We start from the raw sequence: 16,988 nt of genomic DNA, 5'->3' as shown, positions 1-16,988 counted from the left end.
CTAAGAAAATTGAGAGAATTATGCCTGATAATAATTACCAATCACAAATATTGCACGAGTTCAGCAGAAGGCATACTTTTAGCCCCAACCTAAACCCATTAACCTATGAAAAAGCTTTTTTTGTTTACTCTCCTACTTTGCTTGGGGACTTTCACAGCATTCTCCCAAAAGGGCACCAAAGAACGTATCAAACTGCACAGCACCGCCCTTGAAGGCAATCTAGTCGGTGATCCAGCCGATCGGGACGTGACCGTTTACCTTCCTCCCTCCTACGTGGCCAATCCAGAAAAGCGCTACCCGGTACTCTATATGCTACATGGATTTACCGATACGGATTCCCAGTGGTTTGGCTGGGAAAAACATTGGATTAACCTGCAGGATGTGATCGAACAATCCATCGCTGAGGGACTTTCCAAGGAGATGATCGTTGTCATGCCCAATGCCTACAACCGCTTCAAGGGAAGCATGTATGCAAGTTCGGCAACTGTCGGCGACTGGGAAACGTTCGTCGCAAAAGAGCTCGTGAGCCACATTGACGCCAACTACCGGACTTTGGCCAAGCAAGAAAGTCGTGGTTTGGCAGGACATTCCATGGGCGGATATGGAACCATGCGGTTGGGCATGAAGTATCCTGATGTTTTCTCCTCCATCTATGCCTTGAGTCCCTGCTGTATGGATGGTGGGGCCACGACAAATACGGAATTGATCACCAAATTGGAAGGCTTCACTGCGGATCAGATTGATGGCGCCTCATTTTTTGAAATTGCCACGCTGGCTACTTCTGCGGCTTTTGCTCCCAATCCAAAAAACCCTCCTTTCTACCTTGATCTCCCTGCAAAAGATGGAGAACCCCGTCAGGAAGTGATCAATAAAATCATTGCCAACCGGACCCTGTCTATTGTCGATCAATATATTCCCAATCTAAAAAAACTTAAAGCTATCGGCATAGATGCAGGAATACAAGATCGGGGAATCAGCGAAGGCACAAAAAAACTTCATGAGTTATTGGATTCCTATCAAGTCCCCCATTACTATGAAAGCTATGAAGGCGATCACCTCAATCGTATCGCTGAGCGAATTCAGACCAAAGCATTGCCTTTCTTCTCCAAAAATCTGGTATTTCAGCCTGAAAAAATATCTGAAATCATCGAAAACGGAGGAACAGGTAAATACCCTGCCATCATGATGAATGAGGCATCTCTTCCCAGGCACACGATCTTCAAACCTCAGGATTTATCGAAATTTGGTTCCACTGAAAAACTCCCAATTATCGCCTGGGGCAATGGGGCTTGCTTTGATTCCCCTTGGGAACATGTCAACTTTCTGAATGAAGTGGCTTCACATGGATTCTTGGTCATTGCCATTGGCACGATGCCCACGCAAACTGAGGTCCGCTCTAAATCACATAAATTATTGGATGCTATTGACTGGGCCATCGCTCAGAATACAGATCCAAAAAGCCCCTATTATCAAAAGCTCGATGTAAAAAATATTGCTGTGAGCGGGATGTCCTGTGGGGGATTACAGACCTTGGAGGTTGCTGGTGATCCGCGAATTACCACTGTGGGCGTGTTCAACAGCGGGGTTTTGGGCAATCCAGGAGGAGGAATGCCCGGTATGCCGCAGGTGACCAAAGCACAGCTAAACAACATCAAAGTTCCTACTCTCTATCTTTTAGGAGGAGAATCGGATATCGCCTATGGCAATGGAATGGATGATTTTGAGCGGATTAATCATGTGCCGATTTTCGTGGGCAATTTGGATGTGGGTCATGGCGGAACCTATAGTAAACCTTATGGCGGTGAATTTGCCAAAGTGGCTACAGCATGGTACAAATGGCAACTCAAGGGAGACAAAGAAGCGGGAAAACTATTTTCCGGAAAGAAACCTGGTCTTGCTCAATCAGAAGGTTGGGTAGTGGATAAGAAGAATATGGATTAATGAGGATCAGCACCTTGCAAAGGACAATCCAAAAAGCTCTTGCAGTGTTATGTGGACTTTGATTCATTTGATTAAAAAACTTCGTGCTTCATTGTGCCTTTCGCGACAAAAACAGATCGTGCCTTCAGCACTGTTGCCATTTGATTAAGAATTTTGATTGATCTATGGGATCTAATTAGATTTTAATTTAATTGACTTTTGGTATTTCAACCTTCATATTGATTATGATTGGCACTCTTTGATTTGTATGGCAAGCAAACCCACCAGTTACCTCCTAAAAAGTTTTTGATGCGATTTTTCCCAAAATCGAACAAAATTGTCCGATGAAAACTCGGTAAAAGTCTAAAATAGGCTATTTGAAGCCGATTTGAACAGTTCAAATAGGCATAGGCTTTGAATTTGGAAGGGAAGCGAAAATCCGGGTGGAGCAGACCTTCCCAGAAACTTTAGCAACATATGTGGAAAAATTACCTCAAGACTTCATTTCGTAACCTGATTCGTCACAAGGGCTACACGCTAATCAATATTATTGGACTTACCTCAGGTATTGCTGTGAGCATTTTTATCCTGCTATGGATCTTGGATGAAGTTTCGTATGATCGCTTTCTGACCAACGGCGACCGCATCTATAGCGTCATGATCCATTCGGAACTTCCCGACGCAAGCATCAGCACCCACGCTGTACCTCCTGCAGTACTTAAGGACGAATTGTTGGCCGAGATCCCGGAAATCGAAGCTGCCGCACGATACAGTTTTGAAACAGACCTCCTGGTAAAGAATGGAACAGTTGGGTTTAACGAAACCGGGATCTATGCTGACTCTGCCTTTTTTGGGGTTTTCACTTTTCCTTTTCTGAAAGGAACACCGGGAAATCATCCGGGAGAATTGAATACTATCGTCATTTCGGAAAGTCTTGCTGAAAAGCTTTTTCCGCAGGAAAACCCGATTGGAAAGAGCGTCATCCTGAACCAAAACCAAGACCTGACTGTGTCGGGAGTTTTCAGAGACATCCCAGTCAATTCCAGGCTTCAATTTGATTTTGTCATTCCTTTCGAACTGTACTTGAAGGAAAATCCCTGGATGCAAAACTGGCAGTCAGGCGGATCCCGCACAGCGGTCTTGCTCCGGGAAAACAGCTCAAACCCCAACTCAAAAATTTCCGATCTAATACAAGCCAACTGTGCGGAATGCACCAGTATCCCTTTTCTGTTTCCCTATCAAAAGCTGCGACTTCACGGTGAATTTGAAAATGGAGTGAATGTGGGAGGAAGAATCCAGCAAGTTTACCTGTTCGGGGCGGTAGCATTCCTGATTCTGGTGATGGCCTGCATCAACTTCATCAATCTGGCGACTGCCCGATCCGGGACCAGAGGGCGTGAGGTCGGCGTTCGCAAATCTTTCGGAGCAGGGCGCTCCGAGCTGATCCTCCAATTTATCATGGAATCAGTCTTGCTTTCCTGGCTTGCCCTGATTTTTGCAGTTTTGCTGGTTCAGCTACTCTTGCCTTTTTTCAATCAAGTCACGGAAAAGTCCGTCAGCCTTGAATTAACAAATCCTGTTTTTTTGCTTGGGATACTATCCATTACCCTGCTCACCGGGATACTTTCCGGAAGCTATCCTGCCTTGGTGCTTTCCGGGTTCAATCCGATCAAAGTACTGAAAGGTGACAGTCGCTCAATGCTCAGTGGAAGTAGTGTCAGGAAAGTTTTGGTCGTGGCACAATTTGCCACTTCGGCTATTTTGGTGGTAGGAAGCATTGCAGTGTACCAGCAGATTACATTCATTAGCGAGCGAAATCTGGGCTTTGACAAAGAAAATATCCTGGTCATTGACCAAAATGAAGGAATCGTCAAAAACTATGTGGGCATCAAAAACGACCTGCTCCAGCTTTCAGGAGTTTCCAATATTGCCTTTGGGGGCAATAGCATTTTCTCCGTTCCGATCACCAGTCCTGATCCCGTCTGGCCGGGAAAATCCGATCAATCTACCCTGAACTTTAAGATCTACCGCTGCGATGAGGGCTTTCTTCCCACTTTGAATATTCCATTGCGTGCCGGAAGAAACTTCGCCGGCATTCAAGACGCATCAAACTACCTCATCAACAAAAAGGCCGCTGAAGTGATGGGCTTGGATCCCGAACAGGCGGTGGGAACAGAACTGGAAATGTGGAACGGAAAAGGACAAATCATCGGAATTACAGAGGATTTTCACAATGATAACCTCAGACGGGACATCGAGCCGATGATTTTCATGTATTCTGAAAATATCGGCTACCACTACTTTATCAAAGTCTCCGGTCTGACTCCCATAGCGGCCACCGTAGATCAGATCCAATCCGTTTTCAAAAAACATAATCCCGACTACCCTTTCGAATTCACTTTTCTTGAGGAAGTGTTTGACCGGGAATACCGAAGTGAACAAGTGATCGGCAAACTGGCACTGGCTTTTACAGTGGTGGCAATTCTGATATCCGGTTTGGGATTGTTTGGATTGGCATCGTTTACAGCCGAACGGAGAACCAAGGAAATCGGAATCCGAAAAGTACTCGGGGCGTCTGCTGGCAGTCTTTCCCTTTTGCTTTGCAGCGATTTTGCCCTGTTGGTATTGGTCAGCTTGGGGATAGGATTTCCATTGGCCTGGTATTTTATCGATCAGTTTCTCGCTGACTTCACCTTCCATACGGAGGTTCGCTGGACTTTGTATTTGCTGACAGCAATCGCAATGCTCGGGCTGACTTTTCTCTCCGTTGGTTACCATACGATCAAGGCGGCTTGGACCAATCCGGTGGAATCGCTTCAGACTGAAGGATAAGGGGAAATTCTTCAACAGGCTACAATTGACAGACAACAGTTGTCTACTTCACAGGCGCTGAGGCGTGGCGGGGTAGTCAAATTCGAATTTCAAGTCTCGTTAAATGTGACTACCTGGAAGAAATCAGATATCCCTTTTTAGCCATTAGAAAATTGAAGGCATTTAGGATTTGATTTTCCTAATCAAAGCAATACCCCTATGGGATCCTTCCTACGCTTCAAGATTAAAAATTAAGGACACACCCTTTGTTCTCAACTTCCTTTTTTCTATTTTCACACTTTGAGACAATAGAAAAATAATTATGCAAAAACACCTGCTTACTGCCCTGTTTTTCCTGGCAACAATTGGATTCAATTCCCATGCTCAGGAAGCTCTTTTTCGTCCACAAAACATCGTTTCCCCGGAAATACATGAGGACAATTCAGTCACCTTCCGACTGCATGCTCCCAATGCCACGGCAGTTCAGGTAACTGGCGATTTCCTTCCCTCGGTAAAAATGGAAACACCGATGGGTCAAATGGATGGCCCCGGAAAAGCTGAATTGAAAAAAGGAGAAAATGGCGTTTGGGAATTTAAGACACCTGTTTTAAGTCCAGAACTTTACAATTATTCCTTTTCTGTAGATGGCTTTAACACTACAGATCCAAGCAATCCGTTTCTTATCCGTGATGTCGCCTCAGCCACCAATATCTTCATCGTCGGAGGTGGACATGCGGATCTTTACAAGACCAATGACATTCCGCACGGCACAGTTGCCCGTCGCTGGTATGACTCTCCGGGTTTGAAAATGGACCGTAGAATCACCATCTATACTCCACCAGGATATGAGACCTCCACTGATAAATACCCCGTGCTTTATCTCCTTCACGGAGCTGGTGGTGACGAAGAGGCATGGATTGCCCTAGGACGTACTGCTCAGATCATGGATAATCTGATCGCTGAGGGCAAAGCCAAACCGATGATCGTGGTCATGCCAAACGGAAATGTCATCCAAGACGGAGCTCCGGGAGAAGGCAGCAAAAACTTTTACAAGCCTCAATTTATGATTCCAAACACGATGGATGGAACGTATGAAGGTGCTTTTGAAGATATTATCAAGTTTGTAGAAAGCAGCTATCGGGTAAAAACTGATAAGGCTAACCGGGCAATAGCAGGGCTATCCATGGGAGGTTACCATACACTCCATATTTCCAGATACTATCCAAATACCTTCGATTATATGGGACTATTCTCGGCGGCAATCATGCCACGGGAAGATGCCACAGGCAGGGTGTATAGTAATTTTGATCAGACCTTGAAAGCCCAAATGGACAATAGCTACAAGCTCTACTGGATAGCGATTGGTAAAACGGATTTCCTATACAACGCCAACAAGGAATACATCGCTAAACTCGATGCGATGAAGATGCCTTATACCTACGTGGAAAGCGAAGGAGGACATATTTGGAGAAACTGGAGGATTTACCTTTCCATGTTTGCTCCGATGCTTTTCTAAATAAAAAAACAAACTTTCTACAGCGAAAGCGCAGTTCAATGTGGATTGCGCTTTTTCGTTTTTGAGCTTTTCCCTACTTTCAAAATTTAAATCAGCTGGGTATGAACAAACTTTTGAAATTGGAGGAATTAGCCATGTTTGCACTAAGCCTTTGGGCTTTTTTTCTTACAGAAATCAGTTGGTGGTGGTTTGCAGGCCTGTTTTTACTTCCTGATCTCGGAATGATCGGGTATTTACTTGATGAAAAAATCGGCACTTGGACTTATAATCTTTTTCATCACAAGGGAATCGCACTATTTATCTTCGGATTGGGATTGTTTATGAACAATCAAATTTTGGAAATCGCCGGCATTATACTCTTCTCCCATTCCTCTTTTGACAGGATAATGGGATATGGACTGAAATATGAAAAAGGCTTCAAATTCACCCATTTGGGCGAAATTGGCAAAAAGTGAAGGCTTCCTCAAAAGAGAAGCCTTCGAAAATCAGCCCACGATCACTGCTCCCGGAGGAAGTTTCCGAATTATTCGAAACTGACCTTTGGTGACTTTGATTTCCTGTCCTTCTTTGGTTTTGAAAGTCCCTGCAAACTGTCCTTCCACTGTTCCGATAAACTGATTGAAAGTCCCGTTCATAAAACTGTAGGAAGTTTGCTTTCCTTCAAATTTAATGATTTTCACTGTGCACGACGATCCTGGAATTTTTTCTGATTCCAGAAATCCATACTCATGGGCAGAGTATGCGAAATGTTTTATATTGTTCTTCTTGACAAAAGCCATCATGAAGAGGTTATTGCCAAAGGTGCCATTTCCCGGACCCAAATCATGACCCGATTTGTAGGTTCCTATACCGAGAGGAATCCAGTTGATTCCTGCAAAGTTGAAATCATTACTCGGACCCCAAAAATTAACAGAAATCGACTTGTTCACATTTAGTGTATTAAGAATCTCGGCAGTATTCTTCACCTCTACTCCATCGATTTCCATCGAATAGCTACTCTCTTCTCCAGTTAGGGTAAAAGCGAAGTCCAGATTATCGGATGTCTTTTCCTGCTGATCATCGGGATCCATATCGCTACTATCAGCGCAAGACACCAACACACCCACAACTGCGGCGAGCCAAATCCATTTAAACAGTAAATCTTTCATACGATTATAATTTGTTTTTTTCTGTTCAAAGAAAATAAAGCCCGAAAAAAAAGGCCATACGGCATTTGACCTAGATTACTTCATATGATCCGGTAAAATGGCCGGATACAAAAAAATCTGTATATCCGCTTTCTTACCAACAACCAAATTTTATTACTATTCACTTCAACTAGTTTCGACTTCTCTCACCAACCGTCGCACGTTGACCTATAGTGATTTAAATTGGGGAGTGGAGAAAGTCGAGGCCATTTTGATCCACTGACATCTATGCAGATAATCAAATAAAAAAAATCCCACACCACTTGTTAAAAATCTAAATTCTTCACTTACTTTGCATCACAAAGTACTTTTAAATATGAGGAAACCGGAACAAGAATTAGCTGAGATCAAGTCCATGATGGAGCGGAGCACGCGCTTCCTTTCACTCAGTGGATTAGCAGGAGTGCTGGCGGGGATTTATGCATTTGTAGGAGCGGGCATTGCCTACTATTGGATCTATTTTCCGGACACCACTTACGGTCTGGAATTTATCCCCATGAATGGAGAAAACCTTCAAGTTAATTTGATGGCAGTAGCTTTGGTCGTTTTGATTTTAGCTATAGGTTCGGCATACCTGCTCAGTCAGCAAAAGAGTCAGCGCAAGGCTCATCAGTTTTGGTCTCCGGCAAGTAAACGGTTCCTCTTGGCCTTATTCATTCCTGTATTGGCTGGAGGTCTGTTTTCTTTCGCTTTGATCCATGAAAATGCCTACCAATTGATTGCAGCAACAACCCTGATTTTCTATGGACTTGGCTTGATCAATGCCTCGCATTTCACCTTGGGGGAGATCAAAAATCTCGGAATTGGGCAATTGTTTCTGGGAATTCTGGCCGCCTTCTTTCCGGAATTTGGACTCGTCTGCTGGGCTTTGGGATTTGGTGTGCTGCACGTGGTCTATGGCTCGATGATGTATTACCGATACGACCGATAACGTGAAGGGGAATTACGACAAGGCTTTCGAAAATGTGATCCGACTGCGAATTATGTCCATCCTGATGGTCAATGAGCAGTATGACTTCAATTCCTTTAAGGAAATACTGGAAGTCACAGACGGCAATCTGGCTTCTCATCTGCGAAATCTGGAAAATGCTGAATACATCTCCGTTGAAAAAACCTTTGCCGGACGAAAACCCCTGACGAATTATACTGCCACAGCGGATGGAAAAAAAGCTTTCCAGTCGCATCTCGAATTCCTCGAAAATTTGATCAACGAAAATAAAACCTAAAAAAATTTAATCATTCACTTTGAAAATCAAAGTACTTTCAAATATTTAAATTCAACCAATATGGGCAATTCAACTAACTTCTTTCAGGGCTTTCACATCAAAAAATTGGGGCTTCCTGCCCTACTTGGTGCAATAGCGCCTTTCTCATTATTGCTTTTCATAATTCTGACTAAAGAGGACATGCTCGAATCGTGGATGCTAGTTCCGTTGATCCTAATACCTTTGGGTGGAGCTGCAGGAGGTGTTTTCTTCTATTTGATGGGATTTCTTTGGTTTCCCAAGGGAAATCAAAAACTGATCGCAATCATTTTCAGTACCCTGCTGTATTTCGTGGCATTATGGATCAGTGCAGTCATCGCTTTCAACTTTACCGGACATTGGGATTGATTCACTTACACTGAAAAATAAGAACTCTTTCCACTGTAAAACCAAGAATCCAAAACGAATGGAAGCAAACAGTTTTTTCTCAGTTTTGGAGGAATATTACCTCCGAATAAAGCAAAATAGATGGCATTTGCTATTCGTCATCCTATGCAGAATCTTATTGGCCTACGCCTTCATTGTCGCCGGAATGGTGAAAATATTCGGTGAACGCTTTGCCAGTGGCTTATCAGCGCTTCATCCCATGGGAGCCTATTTGGAAGCTTTGCACCATACAGGATATTACTACACCTTCATAGGTTATGCCCAAGTGATGGCCGGCGTGTTTTTACTCATCCCCGGCACCGTACTTATTGGAGCCCTGATTTATTTGCCCATCATAGTCAATATCTGTATCCTGTCCCTGGCAGTTCGGTTCGAAGGTTCCATAGTCTCCTCCCCTTTGATGGTCATGGCAAACCTGTATATTCTAGCTTGGCACTATGACAAACTGAAATACATCCTTCCATTTAACCGGTGTGCACGGGAAGTAAGCTTGGGCAAACCCAATAAATACGAGCGTAAATTTCCTTTTCTATTTTTTACAGGAGTGATTTTGGTTATGGGATTTGTGATTGGGTTTGCGAATTATGGTCATCAGGTGATGCCCCGAAATTCTTTGGGAGATTGCAGGTCCCAGTTTGAAAATACGGCTAACGAATCAGCCGGATTTCAATTTTGCGAATGCGTCCATTCGCAGGGAAATTCGCTGAACAGATGTCTGGAAAAATTTGAAGAAAAGAAAAAAATCAAACCGGCTAATTAGAATATCATTTTAAAAAAACTTACCCTCAACAGCTTTAAAAGACAACAGCATGAACGAAGAAATCCTATCCCATATTGATGATCCAGCCTATCTGGAAAGTCTCTACAGAAAAAATAAATCAGGCTTTAAAGACTCTTTTGGCCAAATCTATCCAGAACTCAGGGGAAATAGACTCGCCGAATTCTGGCACCAACGCCTCAACTACGATTCCGACCGAATCAGTTGGGGAAGTCAAGCCGAATGGAAGTTCGTGGTGATTGCCGCGCTCCTGGCAGGAATTTTAGCCAAATTTCCGGCAATCTTTTCAATAGACGAGGAGTTCTTTTATCCCCGGAATTTGGGATTTATCGCCTTTCCATTTGTCACCGCCTATTTTGCATGGAAACATAGACTATCGTTAAATTCCCTCGCTATCCCTTTAGGAGTAATTTTGGTTTCAGCTCTGTACATCAACTTACTTCCGGAAAATCAGGAAAGTGACACCTTCATCCTGGCTTGCATTCACCTGCCGCTGTTACTTTGGGGCTTGCTCGGCTTTGTTTTTTCAGGAGCCAAAATCAGGGACCTTTCCCGGCGGCTGGCCTACCTCAATTTCAACGGAGACGCGGTGATCATGGGAGCGCTTCTCCTTCTAGCCGGAGGCTTGATGTCTGGAATCACGATTGGTTTATTTAGCTTGATCGGGCTTCAGATCGAGAAGTTCTACTTCGAATACATCGTGGTTTTTGGCTTGGCTGCTGCCCCATTGGTAGCCACGCATCTGACCCAGACCAATCCCCAACTGGTCAACAAAGTCCCTCCCATCATCGCAAAAATCTTTAGCCCACTGGTCCTGATCATGCTGGTGATCTATCTGGGAGCGATCGTCTATGCAGGCAAGGATCCATACAACGACCGGGAGTTTCTTATGGTCTTCAACATGCTATTGATTGGGGTGATGGCTTTGATCTTTTTCTCTGTGGCAGAGTCTTCCAAGGAAGAGAAGTCAGGGCCCGGCATCTGGATTTTGGTTTTACTTTCTCTGATCACGATCGTGGTCAATGGAGTGGCACTTTCGGCGATTGCATTTCGGATTTCGGAATGGGGAATTACCCCCAATCGGATGGCCGTTATGGGAGTCAATTTACTGATGCTGATCCATCTTCTTTTGGTTGCCAATAAATTGATTCAAACTGTCCGAAAAAATGCGCAACCTGATCAAGTAGGAATAACTCTGGTCAAATATCTTCCAATTTATTTGATCTGGACGGCGATTGTAGTGTTTCTTTTTCCGGTGATTTTTAATTTCCAATAAGCCAAAAAGCCGTTTCCAAATTTAATTGGAGACGGCTTTTTACCTTAATTCTACTCTTCAGATTCGGGATTCTGCTATTTCTCAAATACGATAGCCTCTGGATTTGCGCCAAGTTCTTCCAGGCTTTTACTCACCGCCTTGATCATCGGGTCGGGACCGCAGATATAGAACTCCTGCGAAAAATCAGAAATATGCTGCTCCAAAAAAGCTTTATCCACCCGGCCATTTTGATGTCCTGATTTTTCTTCTTGATCCAAAATAGAGATGAAATCATCGCCTAAAATTGCTCGGAACCACTCCTCCAGAATGACATCCTTGGTGGTTTTGTTTGCAAAAATCAGTTGGTTTCCTTTAAGCTCTCCCTTTTTCTGAAGGTCCTTGAGGATTGCGATAAATGGCGTAACTCCGGCTCCTCCGGCTATGAAGGTTCCTTTCCCCTTATATTCAATGGCTCCCCATGACTCCTCCAGTATCAACTCCTCACCAATTTTCAAATCATCAATGGCTTTGGTTACGCCATTGTGGTCATGATACGATTTGATAACAAATTCCAGTTGAGAATCTTCCGGCAAAGAAGTGAAGGTAAATGGGCGCTTTTCTTCTTCCCAATCTTTCTTTCTTATTGCCACTTCGGTTGCCTGTCCTGGCACAAATTTATATCCTTTGGGTTTTTCTACACTAAATTGCTTGACGTCATAAGTCAAGCGTTGGATATCGAGGATTTTTACAAAATCTGGCATAAAAATTTAAGTTTAGTACGCTATTACAAACGATCCCGATTCAAAATGTTTCATTGACTTTTGCTTAGAATCATAAAAAAGCTTCTTTTAGGCAGGATCGATCTATTTTTTTAATTGATTATAATTTGTTTTTCAAAGGCCATACCAACTGGAAGACCGGTGGAAACTCGCTTGGCATACAATCATTCTGGTGTGACGTTCTCATCACGCCTGTCTGCCTCAGGCAGGCTCGATTGTTTGACTTGATCATTAGGAAAAGCAACTACCTAAACTATTTATTTTCTATTTCAAAATCCCAATATTGATTTACCCAACTGGCCCGAATTTGATACCTTAGACTTTCAAATTCGGGGTTTAATCCATCTTTCTATGTTTCGAGGTCTTTCCGCATTCTTATTTATTTGTCTGATCAGCAGTTGTGTTTCCACCAAAGATATGTTTCACCAAAACAAAGTCATCGCCCACCGGGGTGCTTGGAAAGCCCAAAATCATCCCCAAAATTCCCTTGCTTCTCTAAATGAAGCCATTCGATTGGGCTGTGAAGGTTCGGAGTTTGACGTGTGGATGACTGCGGATGAAGTGCTGGTGGTCAATCATGATGCGGATTTTAAAGGGATGCCCATCGAAACTTCCACCTATGCGCAGCTATTGACACAAAATCTTCCAAACGGAGAAAAAATCCCTACACTGAAGGAATACCTCGCTGAAGGGATGAAACAAACCGGAACCAAGCTGATCCTGGAGTTTAAACCATCAGCAATCAGCGTGGAGCGAAGTGAGAAAGTTGGGGAACTATCCGTCAAAACCGTACAGGAACTCAATGCCCAAAAGTGGGTGGATTACATCACTTTCAGCTACGAAGGAGGAAAGAAAGCCATAGCAACCGATCCCAAAGCCAATGTCGCTTACCTCAATGGGGACAAATCCCCCGCCCAACTCAAGGAAGCTGGTTTTTTTGGTTTTGACTACAACATCCGGGTGCTCAGAGCAAAGCCGGAATGGATCAAAGAAGCGCAGGATCTGGGACTGACTGTCAATGCCTGGACCGTAAACAATCCCGAAGACATGCAGTGGCTGCTCGATCAGAAGGCCGATTTCATCACTACCGATGAACCCGAGCTGCTGTTTGAATTGATTCGAAAGAAGTAAACAAACCTTTCCTCACCTCATTTAGGGAAGAGAAAGAATAGCATGGCTCATTTAATACAGTTTTGGGTATCTTCGCTTTATTCAAACCTTACCCCAATTATGAGAAAACATTTCAACCTTTCACTTTCCTTCCTCTTGGCAATCATACTCGGGTTCTCCGCATGTAGTCCAAAAGTGGAGGAATCCACCGAAGTCATCGAAGAGTCACCTGCCAAATTTGGAGGCTTAGCGCTCTACACCGTTCGCGATGCCATGGGCAAAGATCCAAAAGGAACATTAAAAGCAGTAGCCGATGCAGGCTATGCCTATGTAGAAGCTGCTGGCTACGCAGATGGAAAATTCTATGGCATGGAGCCGTTAGCATTCAAAAGCTTTTTGGACTCCCTGGGACTGGAACCAAAAAGTACGCACATGGGTGGAGTGACTTTGGACAATGCCGATGAGCAGATTGCTGCATCAAAAGCTGCGGGTTTCCAGTACTTTGTGATCCCAGTTCCACCTATGGGCATGTTTACTTTTGGCCCTGACGGAATGGGTATGAAAGGCACTCCGGCTGAACTGGTTTCTATCCTAAAGACAATCGGTGAAAAATGCTCAGCAGCCGGATTGAAATTATTGTACCACAACCATGACTTTGAATTTATTGCAATGAAGGATGGGACAATTTTGACGGATTATATTCTTGAAAATACAGATCCTGCGCATGTTAACTACCAAATGGATTTATTCTGGGTTACCAAAGCAGGAGTTGATCCATTGACCTACTTCGAAAAATATCCCGGACGCTTCAAGGCATGGCATGTGAAAGACATGAATGATTCCAGTCAATTTGCTCCGGTAGGGACAGGAAACATTGACTTCAAGCGGATTTTGGCCGAAAAATCTAAATCAGGAATGGAATATTACTTAGTGGAACAGGACAATACCTTTGGACTGGATCCATTGGAAGCCATCAAAATCAGTCACGCAGGACTGAAAGAAATTGGCTTTAAATAAGCCGACTTCAATTCTTCCTTTCAAAAGCCAGCCTTCGGGTTGGCTTTTTTCTTTGGTCCATGCAGCAAAATTCCAGAAAATAGGCCAAAAATCTTAATTTTTGAGGATTGATTTCTCCAACTCATCTATAGAAATATCCAACAATTCATAGACCCGATTGTCGATATAATTATAGTGCCACCACTCGACAGGATCTACGGTGAATCCATGTTTTTTCATAGTTCCCTTCAGCAATTCCCTATTTCGAATAGCCACTTCTGGAAGTTTCATAAACTCCGGGTGGGAGGCGTAAACTAAAGCATCGAATGGTGTAGGCATTTTGAGTTCCTGACCAGTTTCCAAATCAACCAAAGTCAAGTCCAGTGCTATTCCTCTGTTGTGCTTACTGCCCTGCCATGGCAACCCCATGTAAACGGTATCAGGGAGAATTTCAAACATTTTCACGGTGATTGAGTATGGTCGGTAGCCATCATAAATTTTTAGCCCCAGATTTTGCTCGTTTAGTTCTTTTTGCACCTCAGCTAATGCTTTTGCCACAGGCAATCTACAAATTGCGATTTCGCGAGGGTACAACTGCGTATAGAATACATTTTCCTTCCCGGCATATTTGATATCCATTATCACATTAGGTAGATAATCAACTATTCTCACAAATCTTTTATTACTGTCTAGGGCCACAGTTTGTCTGTATTCTTCCAAACTTGTAAGAATTTCCAATCCATAAGAATTGGAAGATTGACCAAATACCCCACGATTTAGAAATAATAAGACGGCTATTGCGAAAGCAATTTTATTCATGTCCTTACAATTTTTTTATAGGAAGCCACATCCTACTCCCCTAAAGTAGAATTCAGAAAATCATTTGGCTTGGGATGTCACTGGACCCGATTTTATATCGTTTTCAAATAAAGCATTTCGAGCTCATTTGCAGAAATGTCTACAGCATTCAATTCACTTACCAGCTGTCCTTCTTTCATGATGCCAATTCGGTGTGCTACCTCTTTGGCCCGAAAGATATCATGGGTTGCCATCAAGATCGCTGTTCCTTCTCCTGAGAGTTCTTTCAGAATTTCAGAAAATTCATTGGAGGCCTTCGGGTCCAATCCACTGGTAGGCTCGTCCAGAAACAGCGCTTTGGCTTTCTTGGCCAAAGCGATGGCTATTCCAACTTTTTGCCTCATGCCTTTGGAATATCCTCCCACTCTTTGTTTTTGTGCGCTCTCCTGTAAACCGGACTTACTCAAAAATCCCTTCAACTTCTCCTCCGAATAATTCTGACCCGCCAAAGATGAAAAGAAGGCGAGATTTTCAATCCCACTGAGGTTTGGATAGAGCATCACCGTCTCCGGTATATAGGCTAAGTACTGTTTGGATTCCAGAGGATTGTTGCTTACCGAAACCCCATGAATCAGGGCCTCACCGGAAGTTGGCTCCACAAATCCCAAAAAACAGTTGATCGTAGTCGTTTTTCCCGCACCATTTTGACCCAATAAGGCAAAGATTTCACCCTCCTTGATATTCATGTCCAAAGCCTGGAGTGCAATTTGGCCACCGTAGCTTTTTGAAAGTTGTTTTGCTTCTATCATAATGAATTTGGATTGAGTTAATTTAATCTTGCTGTTTTAAAGTTTGTAGTAGCCCAAAGCAGAAATGCCAGCATAAAAATCACAAAAGGAGCTAGCGTCTTAAGCCAGCTGACAGCATATTCATCCTGAAATACTCTTAAGGTAAATTTGCTCCACTCTTCTTCCCTTACGGGCGAATCTTGGAATATTTTGGGGAAAAAATAATGCTTCAACTCCTCGTGGAATTCCTCAAGTGCCGTGAGATAATTCAAATAATTACCCTGATCTGACAGGCCCACGGAATTGAGCGTCAATTGGGTATGAACCGTCGGAATCAACCAACTTACCTTCTTTGACAAATCCAGTCTTTGGCGAAGTTTGCTTTTCAGTTCTGTCACCTCAGAGGCGGCTTCCTCATCACCAAGCTGCTGCATCGCAAAATACCAAAGCCAGCTAAAGTCAAGTTCCTTTGGATGAACAAATGAAGCATACTGCGGGTACCGCGCATAAAACTTCTCCAAAGTAGGTTCTTTTGGTTTATCCCATTGGGCATGGTATCCCTCCCGATTTTGGATCACCGTAGTCATGGCCTCAGGAATCGGAAATAACCAGCGCTGAAATACATTGATTCCAGCAGGTAGGATGAGATTCAGAAAAACCCAACAAATAAGCAGGGTTTGGGCATTGGTGCTTGAATTTTTTTGAAAACTGACAACCAACCAGGTCAGGGCAAACCAAAACAGCACATAGCAAACCGAAACCAGAATAAAAGCCAAAAAATGTTGGTTCATCGGTATGTTCAGGTAGAACTTAGCCACCAAGAGCAAAACAAGCAACACTGCAAGCACGCTGATCACCCGAATTCCCATTTTGTATCTCAGAAAAGACATCGGCGAACCTGCCTGACTTCGTACTAAACTCCAGGTACCTCCTTCTTTCTCCTCGGAAATCAAATTGAATCCAAAGGAAATAATAACCAATGGAAAAAAATAGATGAGCACAAAACTAAAGTCCATATTACCAAGGAGTTGGTAAAGCGGATTTGTCAAATCTGTCGAAAATCGCTGTTCCTCCAGATTTCTGACGGTAACACTTTGGACTGTCGGAAATATGTCCCGCTGCCCTATGGATAAGGCGGCGAGGTTTGGTACTTTGTTTTCCAGTCCGAACTTGAGGTAATACATCAGTGTCCCCATCTCTTTATCAAAATAAGAGACATTTCTAAGGATACTTTCCTGTTGGTATTGGGCGGTTTTTACAGAGACTTGCTCCGTCTTTTTCAAAAAACGGGACCCGATTTCCAGACTGATCAATCCTGCAATCAGCAGAAGGACCAATCCGATTCCGTGGGCCTTGGATCTGAAAAAGTTCTTTACAATTAAGTATATCATTGGTTAG

The 16,988-nt window shown here is 43.5% G+C and carries 16 protein-coding genes; 11 read left to right on the top strand and 5 right to left on the bottom strand.

The window, feature by feature from the left end:
- Nucleotides 1-105 precede the first annotated feature (105 nt).
- From Q8M62_RS08235 to Q8M62_RS08220, 4 genes are all read left to right on the top strand, one after another.
- Nucleotides 106-1,941 (top strand): alpha/beta hydrolase-fold protein, encoded by a 1,836-nt coding sequence (locus Q8M62_RS08235; protein ID WP_304900655.1) that lies wholly within the window; start codon nucleotides 106-108, stop codon nucleotides 1,939-1,941.
- 456 nt (nucleotides 1,942-2,397) lie between these two features.
- Entirely contained in the window at nucleotides 2,398-4,752 is a 2,355-nt protein-coding gene (locus Q8M62_RS08230; protein ID WP_304900656.1) for an ABC transporter permease, read from the top strand.
- 301 nt (nucleotides 4,753-5,053) lie between these two features.
- Nucleotides 5,054-6,247, top strand: a complete 1,194-nt coding sequence (locus tag Q8M62_RS08225; protein WP_304900657.1) for an esterase — start codon at nucleotides 5,054-5,056, stop codon at nucleotides 6,245-6,247.
- Nucleotides 6,248-6,348: 101 nt separating this feature from the next.
- The gene (locus tag Q8M62_RS08220) at nucleotides 6,349-6,702 is read left to right on the top strand and encodes a DUF4260 domain-containing protein (RefSeq protein ID WP_304900658.1); all 354 of its coding nucleotides are present in this window, start codon (nucleotides 6,349-6,351) and stop codon (nucleotides 6,700-6,702) included.
- Nucleotides 6,703-6,732: 30 nt separating this feature from the next.
- Here Q8M62_RS08220 and Q8M62_RS08215 read toward each other — a convergent pair whose 3' ends face one another.
- Nucleotides 6,733-7,395 carry a hypothetical protein gene (locus Q8M62_RS08215; RefSeq protein WP_304900659.1) on the bottom strand — a complete coding sequence of 221 codons (663 nt, stop codon included), beginning with the start codon at nucleotides 7,393-7,395 and terminating at the stop codon, nucleotides 6,733-6,735.
- Between the two features lie 355 nt (nucleotides 7,396-7,750).
- Here Q8M62_RS08215 and Q8M62_RS08210 point away from each other — a divergent pair, with 355 nt between their 5' ends.
- From Q8M62_RS08210 to Q8M62_RS08190, 5 genes are read left to right on the top strand one after another with little or no spacing between them, the layout of a single operon-like run.
- A complete protein-coding gene (locus Q8M62_RS08210; protein WP_304900660.1) occupies nucleotides 7,751-8,365 on the top strand; it encodes a hypothetical protein in 615 nt (204 codons plus the stop codon).
- A 1-nt stretch (nucleotide 8,366) separates the two neighbouring features.
- Entirely contained in the window at nucleotides 8,367-8,660 is a 294-nt protein-coding gene (locus Q8M62_RS08205; RefSeq protein ID WP_304900661.1) for a transcriptional regulator, read from the top strand.
- A 60-nt stretch (nucleotides 8,661-8,720) separates the two neighbouring features.
- On the top strand, nucleotides 8,721-9,047 hold the full coding sequence (locus Q8M62_RS08200; RefSeq protein WP_304900662.1) for a hypothetical protein: 327 nt from the start codon (nucleotides 8,721-8,723) through the stop codon (nucleotides 9,045-9,047).
- A gap of 58 nt (nucleotides 9,048-9,105) precedes the next feature.
- Nucleotides 9,106-9,846 (top strand): DoxX family protein, encoded by a 741-nt coding sequence (locus Q8M62_RS08195; protein WP_304900663.1) that lies wholly within the window; start codon nucleotides 9,106-9,108, stop codon nucleotides 9,844-9,846.
- A 49-nt stretch (nucleotides 9,847-9,895) separates the two neighbouring features.
- On the top strand, nucleotides 9,896-11,140 hold the full coding sequence (locus tag Q8M62_RS08190) for a hypothetical protein (protein WP_304900664.1): 1,245 nt from the start codon (nucleotides 9,896-9,898) through the stop codon (nucleotides 11,138-11,140).
- A 74-nt stretch (nucleotides 11,141-11,214) separates the two neighbouring features.
- Here the strand turns inward: Q8M62_RS08190 and Q8M62_RS08185 are convergent, their stop codons facing one another.
- Nucleotides 11,215-11,880, bottom strand: a complete 666-nt coding sequence (locus Q8M62_RS08185; protein ID WP_304900665.1) for an FAD-binding oxidoreductase — start codon at nucleotides 11,878-11,880, stop codon at nucleotides 11,215-11,217.
- A gap of 369 nt (nucleotides 11,881-12,249) precedes the next feature.
- On the opposite strand from Q8M62_RS08185, the gene Q8M62_RS08180 reads away from it, so the two are divergent.
- Entirely contained in the window at nucleotides 12,250-13,029 is a 780-nt protein-coding gene (locus Q8M62_RS08180) for a glycerophosphodiester phosphodiesterase family protein (RefSeq protein WP_304900666.1), read from the top strand.
- A gap of 99 nt (nucleotides 13,030-13,128) precedes the next feature.
- Nucleotides 13,129-14,025, top strand: a complete 897-nt coding sequence (locus tag Q8M62_RS08175) for a sugar phosphate isomerase/epimerase (protein ID WP_304900667.1) — start codon at nucleotides 13,129-13,131, stop codon at nucleotides 14,023-14,025.
- 93 nt (nucleotides 14,026-14,118) lie between these two features.
- Here the strand turns inward: Q8M62_RS08175 and Q8M62_RS08170 are convergent, their stop codons facing one another.
- The 3 genes from Q8M62_RS08170 to Q8M62_RS08160 form a co-directional block, all read right to left on the bottom strand.
- Nucleotides 14,119-14,823, bottom strand: coding sequence for a M15 family metallopeptidase (locus Q8M62_RS08170; protein WP_304900668.1), 705 nt, complete (start codon nucleotides 14,821-14,823; stop codon nucleotides 14,119-14,121).
- A gap of 92 nt (nucleotides 14,824-14,915) precedes the next feature.
- Nucleotides 14,916-15,611: an ABC transporter ATP-binding protein gene (locus Q8M62_RS08165; RefSeq protein WP_304900669.1), complete on the bottom strand. Its 696-nt coding sequence runs from the start codon at nucleotides 15,609-15,611 to the stop codon at nucleotides 14,916-14,918.
- Between the two features lie 17 nt (nucleotides 15,612-15,628).
- Nucleotides 15,629-16,981 (bottom strand): DUF3526 domain-containing protein, encoded by a 1,353-nt coding sequence (locus Q8M62_RS08160; RefSeq protein ID WP_304900670.1) that lies wholly within the window; start codon nucleotides 16,979-16,981, stop codon nucleotides 15,629-15,631.
- Nucleotides 16,982-16,988 lie beyond the last annotated feature (7 nt).

It is taken from the genome of Algoriphagus sp., from assembly GCF_030694375.1.
Taxonomy (GTDB): Bacteria; Bacteroidota; Bacteroidia; order Cytophagales; family Cyclobacteriaceae; genus Algoriphagus.
This window is presented reverse-complemented; position numbering and strand designations above follow the sequence as displayed.

Bases quoted from the DNA above. Each gene is read 5' to 3' on its own strand.
- Q8M62_RS08235 (WP_304900655.1), top strand. From the start codon at position 106: ATGAAAAAGCTTTTTTTGTTTACTCTCCTACTTTGCTTGGGGACTTTC.
- Q8M62_RS08230 (WP_304900656.1), top strand. From the start codon at position 2,398: ATGTGGAAAAATTACCTCAAGACTTCATTTCGTAACCTGATTCGTCAC.
- Q8M62_RS08225 (WP_304900657.1), top strand. From the start codon at position 5,054: ATGCAAAAACACCTGCTTACTGCCCTGTTTTTCCTGGCAACAATTGGA.
- Q8M62_RS08220 (WP_304900658.1), top strand. From the start codon at position 6,349: ATGAACAAACTTTTGAAATTGGAGGAATTAGCCATGTTTGCACTAAGC.
- Q8M62_RS08215 (WP_304900659.1), bottom strand. From the start codon at position 7,395: ATGAAAGATTTACTGTTTAAATGGATTTGGCTCGCCGCAGTTGTGGGT.
- Q8M62_RS08210 (WP_304900660.1), top strand. From the start codon at position 7,751: ATGAGGAAACCGGAACAAGAATTAGCTGAGATCAAGTCCATGATGGAG.
- Q8M62_RS08200 (WP_304900662.1), top strand. From the start codon at position 8,721: ATGGGCAATTCAACTAACTTCTTTCAGGGCTTTCACATCAAAAAATTG.
- Q8M62_RS08195 (WP_304900663.1), top strand. From the start codon at position 9,106: ATGGAAGCAAACAGTTTTTTCTCAGTTTTGGAGGAATATTACCTCCGA.
- Q8M62_RS08190 (WP_304900664.1), top strand. From the start codon at position 9,896: ATGAACGAAGAAATCCTATCCCATATTGATGATCCAGCCTATCTGGAA.
- Q8M62_RS08185 (WP_304900665.1), bottom strand. From the start codon at position 11,880: ATGCCAGATTTTGTAAAAATCCTCGATATCCAACGCTTGACTTATGAC.
- Q8M62_RS08180 (WP_304900666.1), top strand. From the start codon at position 12,250: ATGTTTCGAGGTCTTTCCGCATTCTTATTTATTTGTCTGATCAGCAGT.
- Q8M62_RS08175 (WP_304900667.1), top strand. From the start codon at position 13,129: ATGAGAAAACATTTCAACCTTTCACTTTCCTTCCTCTTGGCAATCATA.
- Q8M62_RS08170 (WP_304900668.1), bottom strand. From the start codon at position 14,823: ATGAATAAAATTGCTTTCGCAATAGCCGTCTTATTATTTCTAAATCGT.
- Q8M62_RS08165 (WP_304900669.1), bottom strand. From the start codon at position 15,611: ATGATAGAAGCAAAACAACTTTCAAAAAGCTACGGTGGCCAAATTGCA.
- Q8M62_RS08160 (WP_304900670.1), bottom strand. From the start codon at position 16,981: ATGATATACTTAATTGTAAAGAACTTTTTCAGATCCAAGGCCCACGGA.